General features: G+C 67.7%; 10 protein-coding genes and 2 pseudogenes. 6 read left to right on the top strand and 6 right to left on the bottom strand.

Annotation, left to right across the window (positions count from 1 at the left end; translation table 11 throughout):
- Window positions 1–117: 117 nt before the first annotated feature.
- Window positions 118–771, top strand: a complete 654-nt coding sequence (locus tag VKG81_RS14370) for a nitroreductase family protein (protein WP_324396998.1) — start codon at window positions 118–120, stop codon at window positions 769–771.
- Window positions 772–796: 25 nt separating this feature from the next.
- On the opposite strand, the pseudogene VKG81_RS14365 reads toward VKG81_RS14370, so the two are convergent.
- Window positions 797–883 (bottom strand): annotated as a pseudogene (locus VKG81_RS14365) (Fe-S cluster assembly protein HesB); the annotation flags it as partial.
- A 59-nt stretch (window positions 884–942) separates the two neighbouring features.
- On the opposite strand from VKG81_RS14365, the gene VKG81_RS14360 reads away from it, so the two are divergent.
- Window positions 943–2,124, top strand: coding sequence for an MFS transporter (locus tag VKG81_RS14360; protein ID WP_324396996.1), 1,182 nt, complete (start codon window positions 943–945; stop codon window positions 2,122–2,124).
- Here VKG81_RS14360 and VKG81_RS14355 read toward each other — a convergent pair.
- The 4 genes from VKG81_RS14355 to VKG81_RS14340 all read right to left on the bottom strand — a co-directional run bounded on the left by VKG81_RS14355 (window position 2,121) and on the right by VKG81_RS14340 (window position 4,972).
- Window positions 2,121–3,311, bottom strand: a complete 1,191-nt coding sequence (locus VKG81_RS14355) for a glycosyltransferase (RefSeq protein ID WP_324397001.1) — start codon at window positions 3,309–3,311, stop codon at window positions 2,121–2,123. The two genes, VKG81_RS14360 and VKG81_RS14355, sit on opposite strands and share 4 nt — an antisense overlap.
- Window positions 3,312–3,453: 142 nt before the next feature.
- Window positions 3,454–4,212: a molybdate ABC transporter substrate-binding protein gene (modA, locus tag VKG81_RS14350; protein ID WP_324396994.1), complete on the bottom strand. Its 759-nt coding sequence runs from the start codon at window positions 4,210–4,212 to the stop codon at window positions 3,454–3,456.
- A 124-nt stretch (window positions 4,213–4,336) separates the two neighbouring features.
- Window positions 4,337–4,513, bottom strand: coding sequence for a DUF5302 domain-containing protein (locus tag VKG81_RS14345; protein WP_324396992.1), 177 nt, complete (start codon window positions 4,511–4,513; stop codon window positions 4,337–4,339).
- A gap of 15 nt (window positions 4,514–4,528) precedes the next feature.
- On the bottom strand, window positions 4,529–4,972 hold the full coding sequence (locus VKG81_RS14340) for a PPOX class F420-dependent oxidoreductase (protein ID WP_324396990.1): 444 nt from the start codon (window positions 4,970–4,972) through the stop codon (window positions 4,529–4,531).
- A 64-nt stretch (window positions 4,973–5,036) separates the two neighbouring features.
- On the opposite strand from VKG81_RS14340, the gene VKG81_RS14335 reads away from it, so the two are divergent.
- A complete protein-coding gene (locus tag VKG81_RS14335; RefSeq protein ID WP_324396988.1) occupies window positions 5,037–5,558 on the top strand; it encodes a DUF1697 domain-containing protein in 522 nt (173 codons plus the stop codon).
- A 10-nt stretch (window positions 5,559–5,568) separates the two neighbouring features.
- Window positions 5,569–6,393: a class I SAM-dependent methyltransferase gene (locus tag VKG81_RS14330; protein WP_414685280.1), complete on the top strand. Its 825-nt coding sequence runs from the start codon at window positions 5,569–5,571 to the stop codon at window positions 6,391–6,393.
- Here the strand turns inward: VKG81_RS14330 and VKG81_RS14325 are convergent.
- On the bottom strand, window positions 6,390–6,755 hold the full coding sequence (locus VKG81_RS14325) for a GntR family transcriptional regulator (protein ID WP_324396984.1): 366 nt from the start codon (window positions 6,753–6,755) through the stop codon (window positions 6,390–6,392). The genes VKG81_RS14330 and VKG81_RS14325 overlap by 4 nt on opposite strands.
- A 566-nt stretch (window positions 6,756–7,321) precedes the next feature.
- Between VKG81_RS14325 and VKG81_RS14320 the strand changes: the two genes are divergently transcribed.
- Together VKG81_RS14320 and VKG81_RS14315 are read left to right on the top strand one after the other, a co-directional pair.
- Window positions 7,322–7,600 carry a hypothetical protein gene (locus VKG81_RS14320; protein ID WP_324396982.1) on the top strand — a complete coding sequence of 93 codons (279 nt, stop codon included), beginning with the start codon at window positions 7,322–7,324 and terminating at the stop codon, window positions 7,598–7,600.
- Window positions 7,597–7,816: pseudogene (locus tag VKG81_RS14315) on the top strand (sulfonate ABC transporter permease); the annotation flags it as partial. The gene VKG81_RS14320 and the pseudogene VKG81_RS14315, both read left to right, overlap by 4 nt.

Genomic DNA, 7,816 nt, shown 5'->3' with positions numbered 1-7,816 from the left:
TAGTCGCAGGTTCGGCACTCGGCCAGTCTAGGACTGTGCGGCGGTGAGGTAGCCCGTCGATTTGGCGTTTGCCCGAGAGAGCCCCATGGGTGGCCCGACCGTGTTGGAATCATGGTCATGACGCAGCAAGAGCCCTTAGCCATGCCGCTCGAAGAGGCGATGCGTACGCAACGGGCGATCCGTCGGCTCAAGAGTGACCCGGTTGACGACTCGCTGGTGCTTCACATCCTCGAGCTTGCAATGAAGGCGCCGACTGGTTCGAACGCCCAGAACTGGGAGTTCATCGTGGTCAAGGACCGCGAGGTTGTCGCGAAACTTGGCCGCCTGAACCGCCTCGCGATGAATGCCTTCGGGCCGATTTACAAGCGCACCCTACAAAAACGCATGGACGGCAAGATGCTTCGCATCGAAAAGGCCGTGCGATGGCAGGCTGACCACTTCGACGACATCCCCGTGGTCGTGGTGGCATGCATCAAAGGTGTCATTGCGCCGTATCCAACGATCGCGGCCAGCAGCGCCTACGGCTCCATCTATCCCGCGGTGCAAAACCTCTTGTTGGCGGCCCGTGCGGCCGGACTGGGCGCGGCGCTGATCACCATGCCGCTGTGGAGCACGTTCGCGGCGAAGCGAGTCCTGGGCTTGCCGTGGAACGTCACTCCATGCGCGGTGGTCCCTCTTGGCTGGCCGATCGGCAGATACGGTCCCACGACGCGCAGACCGGTCGGGGAATTCGTTTCGCTTGATCGGTACGGCAATCGAGCGTTTCTGTAGGCGGGCCGACAGTTGTAGTCGTCTACTGCTGGTCGAGCAGCATGCCGATCAGCAGGGCCAGGGGGTTGTCGTCCAGCAGCGCGTCGGCCGCCGGATCTTGGACAAGCTGCAATTTGCCACCCGGTCAGTCTAGAACTGCCCTCAAAGAGGCTGTCGATACGATGAACCGTGATGAACGGCCGGCGGTCGAGGGTCGCCTTCCCGCTGCTGGCCTACGCATTCGCCGCAATCATGATCGGCACCACACTGCCGACGCCGATGTACGCCCTGTACTCGGCGGAGATGCACTTCTCGGTCCTGACGACAACGGTGGTGTTCGCCACCTACGCAGCCGGCGTGCTGGCCGCGCTGCTGGTGATGGGCCGCTGGTCCGACGCGGTGGGCCGGCGCCCGATGCTGCTGGTGGGCGCGGCCTTTGCGCTCGCCAGCGCGGTCGTGTTCCTGGTCGCCCACACGGTCGGCCTGCTGCTGATCGGGCGGGGGCTTTCCGGGCTGTCGGCCGGCGTGTACACCGGCGCCGCCACCGCCGCGGTCATCGAGGCCGCGACACCCGCCTGGCGCGGCCGGGCGGTCGCTGTCGCGACGATCGCCAACATCGGCGGGCTGGGCCTCGGCCCACTGATCGCCGGCCTGCTCGTGCAGTACGCGCCGGATCCGCTGCAATTGTCGTTCATCGTGCACATCGCGCTGACCGTGCTGGCCATCGCGGGCGTCCTGATCGCGCCCGAGACGTCGGAGCGCAGCGGTGCCATCGGGTTCCAGCGGCTGTCGGTGCCCGCCGAGGTGCGCACCGTCTTCATCACCGCCTCCACCGCCGCATTCGCGGGGTTCGCCGTCACCGGCCTGTTCACCGCGGTCGCGCCGTCGTTCATCGCGGATGTGATCGGCATCGGCAACCATGCCGTCGCGGGTGCGATCGCCTCCTCGATCTTCGCCGCGTCAGCCGCCGCACAAATAGTCGCCGGTCGCATGGAGGCACAACGTGCCGTGGCCCTCGGCTGCGCGGTGCTGGTCGTCGGGATGGTGATCATCGCTGCGGCCCTTCACATCTCAAGCCTGGCGCTGCTGCTCGCCGGGGCGGTGGTCGCCGGTGTCGGCCAGGGCGTCAGCTTCAGCCGCGGCCTGGCCGCGGTCGCCGAGCGGACGCCGCCCGACCGGCGCGCCGAGGTCAGCTCCACCTACTTCGTGGTCGCCTACATCGCGATCTCGGTGCCCGTCATCGGCGGGGGCCTGGCCGCGGAGGCGTGGGGCCTGCGCACCGCAGGCATCGCGTTCGCCCTCGCGGTGTGCGCGCTGGCCGCGATATGCCTGGCCGCCGTGCTGGCCGAGGAGAGACGGTCCGCGCGGCGTTAGATTTCCGCGTGGCGAAACACCCAGCCGCGCAGCAGCACAAAGCGCAGGGCGGTCGCGGCGGCATTGGCCACGATGAGCACTGCCACCTCGACGGTAGCGGAGGGATCGGCCACCAGGCTGTGCAGCGCGTCGAGCGCCCCGCCGGTGATTCCCAGCGCGAGCAGAAACACCGCGAGCCCCTGGAATTGATGGCGCGCGGCGCCGGCGCGGCCCCGCATCCCGAACGTGAAGCGCCGATCGGCGGCGGTGTTGGCGATCGCGGTCACCAGCAGCGCCATCAGGTTGGCGCTCTGCGCGCCGAGCGGGTCGTGCAACAACAAGAACAGCAAGAGATAAGCGAGAGTGCAGGCGACCCCGATGACGGCGAACCGGACCGCCTGGCCGATCAGCGACCGCCGCGCCGTCGGGTAGCCCAGCTGCGGGGCCAGGTCGGCGACCGAAATCGAACCGTTCGCAAAGCCTCTGCGGACGACGCCTTTGAGGTCTGCGGCGGCAGTCGCCACGATGTCGACCCGGCTGTCGGGGTCGTCGACCCAGTCCACCGGCACCTCGTGGATGCGCAGGCCCGCACGTTCGGCGAGCACCAGCAACTCGGTGTCGAAGAACCATGCGGTGTCCTCGACACGGGGCAGCAGCTGCCGGGCCACCTCGGCCCGGATCGCCTTGAACCCGCACTGGGCGTCGGAGAACCTTGCGGCCAGCGTCGACGACAGGATGAGGTTGTAGCAGCGCGAAATGATCTCCCGCTTGGGTCCGCGCACCACCCGCGACGACCGGTTCAACCGGGTGCCGATCGCCAGGTCGGAGTGCCCGGAGACGAGCGGCGCGACCAGCGGTCCCAGGGCCGCGAGATCGGTGGACAGGTCGACGTCCATGTAGGCCAAGACCGGCGCGTCGCTGCTCGACCACACCGCCTTGAGGGCCCTCCCGCGGCCCTTCTGCTCGAGCCGGACCATTCGAACGTCGGGGAGTTCGGATGCCGGCTCCGCGGCGATGCGCGGGGTGTCATCGACGCTGGCGTTGTCGGCGATCGTGATGCGCGCCGAATAGGGCAGGTGATCGCGCAGGTAGGAATGCAGCCGGCGAACCGAGTCGGCCAGGTCGGCCTCCTCGTTGTACACCGGCACGACGACGTCGAGTACCGGCACGCCGCGCACCCGCGCCACCGCGTCCGCGTTCGGCCGAATGTCAAAAGTGAACCGTTGCGGCGCAACGAAATCGGCGTTGCGCTACAGCGTCATCCCCGTCATGCAACAGAGCATGCGGGGCGTCGGTGAGCGACGCGTGGGCGCCGGCTATGCGTCGGCTATGAATCGAGAAACGGCGGGGTCACGGTGCGGCGAAGCCTGCGCCGCTGAGGATCTTCCGGCCCGTGTCGCCGGTCACCAATCTGATGAACTGCCCGGCCAACCGGGCCTGGTCCGAATCTTTCATCAGCGCGATCGAGTAGGTGTTGGCGGCTCCGACGGACTCGGGGATGTTGAACCAGGCAATGTTGTCACCGGCATTCAGCGCGTCGGTGGTGTAGACGAGTCCGGCATCAACCTGCCCGTCCGTCACGTTCCTGACGATGTCGGCTGTGGTGGAGTCCTGCGCTGTCGGGTGAAGCTGAATCCCCGTGTTGTCCTCGATGCGCTGCACCTCTGACGCGCAGACAAGGGGACGCGCGCACACCGCCACCCTGAGCCCTGGTCGGTTCAGGTCGACAAACGACGTGATCTTCCTGGGATTGCCCGGGGCCACCGCGATGGCCAGCTTGTTCGACGCGAAATTGACCGGGTTTCCGGCGACCAGGCCGGCATGGGTGACCCTGGCCATGTTCGGCAGGTCGCCTGCGGCGAACACGTCGGCGCTTGCGCCGTCGGTCAACTGCGCGGCCAGATCCGACGACCCGGCGAAGATGAACTCCACCGACGTGCCGGGGTTGTCGGACTTGAACTGCCTGCCGATCTCACTGAAGCTCTTGATCAGCGATGACGACGCGAACACCGTGATCGACGTCGTCGGCCGGCTTTGTGAGCCGCAGCCGGCCAGGGCGACGGCCAGCACCGCCCCCGCCGCCAGCGCCCGCTTCGATCGGCTGCTCATCAACCTGACACCAACCACCCGAGTTCGATCGGCCGGTATTCGTCTCCGGCCAGTCGCACAACGTCCAAGTCCTCACAACCTGGCAGAATTATGTGAAAAGCCTAGCCCAACGCTGGATCGTTGCCTAGCCGCCACTCTTGCGGCGGAACTCGCGGCGATGCTCCGCCGGGCCATGCGTGCGCGGTTGCTTGGCGCCGCCGTCCTTGTGGTCCGCGGTACCCGACGACCGCGCCTTCTTGCGTTCCAACGCTTCGCGGAACTTTCGCTTGGTGTCGTCGTCGGCATGCTCTGACTCGGCCATGTCCGCAGCGTAGCGTCAGCGCACCCCGGGCGGCATGCCATAAACGTGGGTGATCGGCATCCGCATCAGCACTCTGCGGTCGGTGACCATCGCCCGCCGGTAGTCGTCCCAGTCGGGATGTTCGCCCGCGATGTGGCGGTAGAGCCGGATCAACCCCTCGACGGTGTCGTCGTGGGTGTGCATCGCGGGCGGGCTCAGCTCGGCGTTGCCCTCGGCGACCGCGTAGGACCAGCCGTCGTCGGAATTCACCAGGATCGACGCGCGCGGGTCCCGGCGCAGGTTGCGGGTCTTGGCCCGCGGCTCGGTGATCGACACCGCGATCGCCACACCTCGCGGGTCGTAGTAGTACGACACGTTCGACAACTGCGGTCGCCCGTCGCGTTTGATCGTCGCGAGCACCCCGAAGCTGTGCCCGTTGATGACAGCCAACAACTTGTCGTCGAATGATTGCGGGCCCATGCTGCGAGCCTACGTCGAACAACCGTCGCTCTAGGATCGAACCGATGACGGTGGAGTTCGGCTGATGGCCCGGTATGCGGCGTTTCTTCGCGGCGTCAATGTCGGCGGGGTGAGCCTGAAGATGGCCGAGGTGGCCACGGCGCTGGAGCAGGCGGGCTTCGCCAACGTGCGCACGATCCTGGCAACCGGCAACGTGCTGCTGGACAGCCGCGGGAGCGCGGCGTCGGTGCGTTCGAAAGCCGAAGCGACGCTGCGTGATACGTTCGGTTACGACGCCTGGGTGCTCGCCTACGACCTGCCGACGGTGCAGGCCATCGTCGACAACTACCCGTTCGAGCCGGAAATGCCCGACCACCACGCCTATGTCACGCTGGTCTGGAACGCGGCGGTCCTCGACGAGCTGGCCGACCTCGCCGGCGACCCCGGCCCCGGCGAGCGGATCGCGCGGGGCGACGGGGTGATCTACTGGCAGGTGCCGAGGTCGCAGACACTGAACAGCACGATGGGGAAGACCATGGGCAAGAAGCGGTACAAGTCGGCGACCACCACCCGCAACCTGCGGACACTCAACAAGGTGTTGCGATGAGGTCATGGCCATGACCAAAGCCGATGCCACGACGTTGCGCGGAGTCTCCGAAACGGCGCTGCTGACGCTGCGATCCCGCGCCAACGAAGCCCGGCGCGACGACGCGATCATCGACGATCCGATGGCGATCAGGCTGATGGACACCATCGACTACGACTTCGCCAAGTTCGGCATCCCGAGTCGACAGGACCTCGCGGTGCGGGCGCTGGCGTTCGACCACAGCACCCGCCGGTACCTGGCCACACATCCGTCCGCCACGGTGGTGGCGCTGGCCGAGGGGCTGCAGACCAGCTTCCACCGGCTCGACGCGGCCGGCGTCGGAGACCAATTCCGTTGGCTCACGGTCGATCTGCCACCGATCATCGAGTTGCGCAAGCGGCTGTTACCGCCGTCGCCGCGCGTCTCGGTATGCGCGCAGTCCGCGCTGGATTTCAGCTGGATGGACCGAGTGGACCCGTCCGACGGCGTGTTCATCACCGCCGAGGGCGTGCTGATGTACCTGGAGCGAGATGAGGTTCTCGGCCTGATCAGCGAATGCGCTGCCCGGTTCCCGGGCGGTCAGATGATGTTCGACCTGCCTCCGCCGTGGTTCGCCGCGATGCTGCGCCGCGGCATCAGAATCTCGCTGAAGTACCGCGCGCCGCCGATGCCGTTCACCATGTCGGTGGGCGAACTCGCCGATCTCGTCAACAGCGTGCCCGGGATCCGGGCGGTGCACGACATGCCGCTGCCGCGGGGCCGCGGACCGGTGTTCAACCTGCTTCTGTGGACCATGCAGCGGCTCTCGGTGTTCGACCACGTTCGTCCGGCGCTGACGCTGCTGGAGTTCGGCTAGCCGAACGCTTCCTTGACGTACCGCAGCGCTTCGGCCCGATCGATGCCCAGGCCCCTGGCGGTGTCGACGTAGGCGCGGGCGGCCGCGGCCATCGAGACGTCGGCGGGATCCCGCCTGGCCACGAAAGTGCCGAAACGGCCGCGGGTTTCGAGGATCCCGGCGGCTTCCAGCTCGCGATAGGCGCGGGCCACCGTGTTGACCGCCAGGCCCAACCGCGCAGCGAGCTCGCGGACCGTGGGCAGGCGGGCTCCCGCCGCCAGCCGTCCGTTGCGCACGCCGCCGATGATCTGGGTTCTCAACTGGTCGAACGGCGGCCTGGCCGCGCGAGGGTCCACCCGGACCCAGTCCCCCAACTCGGACACGTGCTCAGTATCGCGCAGGGGGCCCCCGCGCACGGGCAGACCGGTGGTCACGCCCGTTAGTTCGTCGGGGGTTGGGTCAACGCGGTGGGGTGGTGGAGGTGCCGACTCGGCTATCCGGTCGGGACGTCAACGAATCGCGTTGCCAAGCGCCATGTTACCGAGGCGGCGTAGAGGCCAACGCAACGTTAACATTTGTGTTCCGGGTGAGCCCGGGCGACGAATGCCACCCGGGGCGGGACTTCGGTCCCTACTGTCGCCCGTGGTGCGGTGCTCGGATGGAGCCGGTGCGCACACCACTCGACCACCCCGGCAACGCGGGGAGCATGTCGCCGCGACCCGAGAGGGGCCAGCGCATGGCGCGGAGTTCATCGCCCCGTCACAGGCCCCGCCCGGTCCGCCACTTGGACCAAATCGACCCCGGATGTGCGGCATCACGATTGCCCTCGTGCCGGGTGTCAGGACCTTGGAACCTATGGCCCGGGCGAGCCCGGTATGCGCGGCGCTCTCGGCTGGACAGCCGCCCGCTGCTCGAGGACGTGGGTAATGCGAGGCCGAGGAGGTAAGGCATGACGCAGGTGTACCTTCCTGCCGATCCTCACGTGCGCCGGCGGCTCGAGGGTGGCGGCCGCGGTGCTGTTGCGAGCCCGACACAGCCGCTCCGTCCGGCGGCGCGACCGCGTCGCTTCGGCGTGATTGACGTGACGGTGATGCTCGCGGTCGCCGCGGCGATCACGCTCCTGGTCATGGCCGCGGCACGCTGGACCGCCCCGGCCACGCCGGTCGTGCACATCGATCTCTCGCCGCCGTCCTGCCCGAATATGCCGGCTATTCGCTGCTGCGGATGATCCTGGCGTACCTGCTCTCGCTGGTGTTCACCTTCGTCTACGGCCACATCGCCGCCATGCACCGTCGCGCGGAGCGGGTCATGATCCCGCTGCTCGACGTCCTGCAGAGCATCCCCATTCTGTCGTTCCTGCCGATCGTGACGCTGGCGCTGGTGGCGGCGTTCCCGCACTCCAACGTCGGCCTGGAACTGGCCAGCGTCATCCTGATCTTCACCA

Source organism: Mycobacterium sp. (assembly GCF_035314905.1).
Lineage (GTDB): Bacteria > Actinomycetota > Actinomycetes > Mycobacteriales > Mycobacteriaceae > Mycobacterium.
This window is presented reverse-complemented; position numbering and strand designations above follow the sequence as displayed.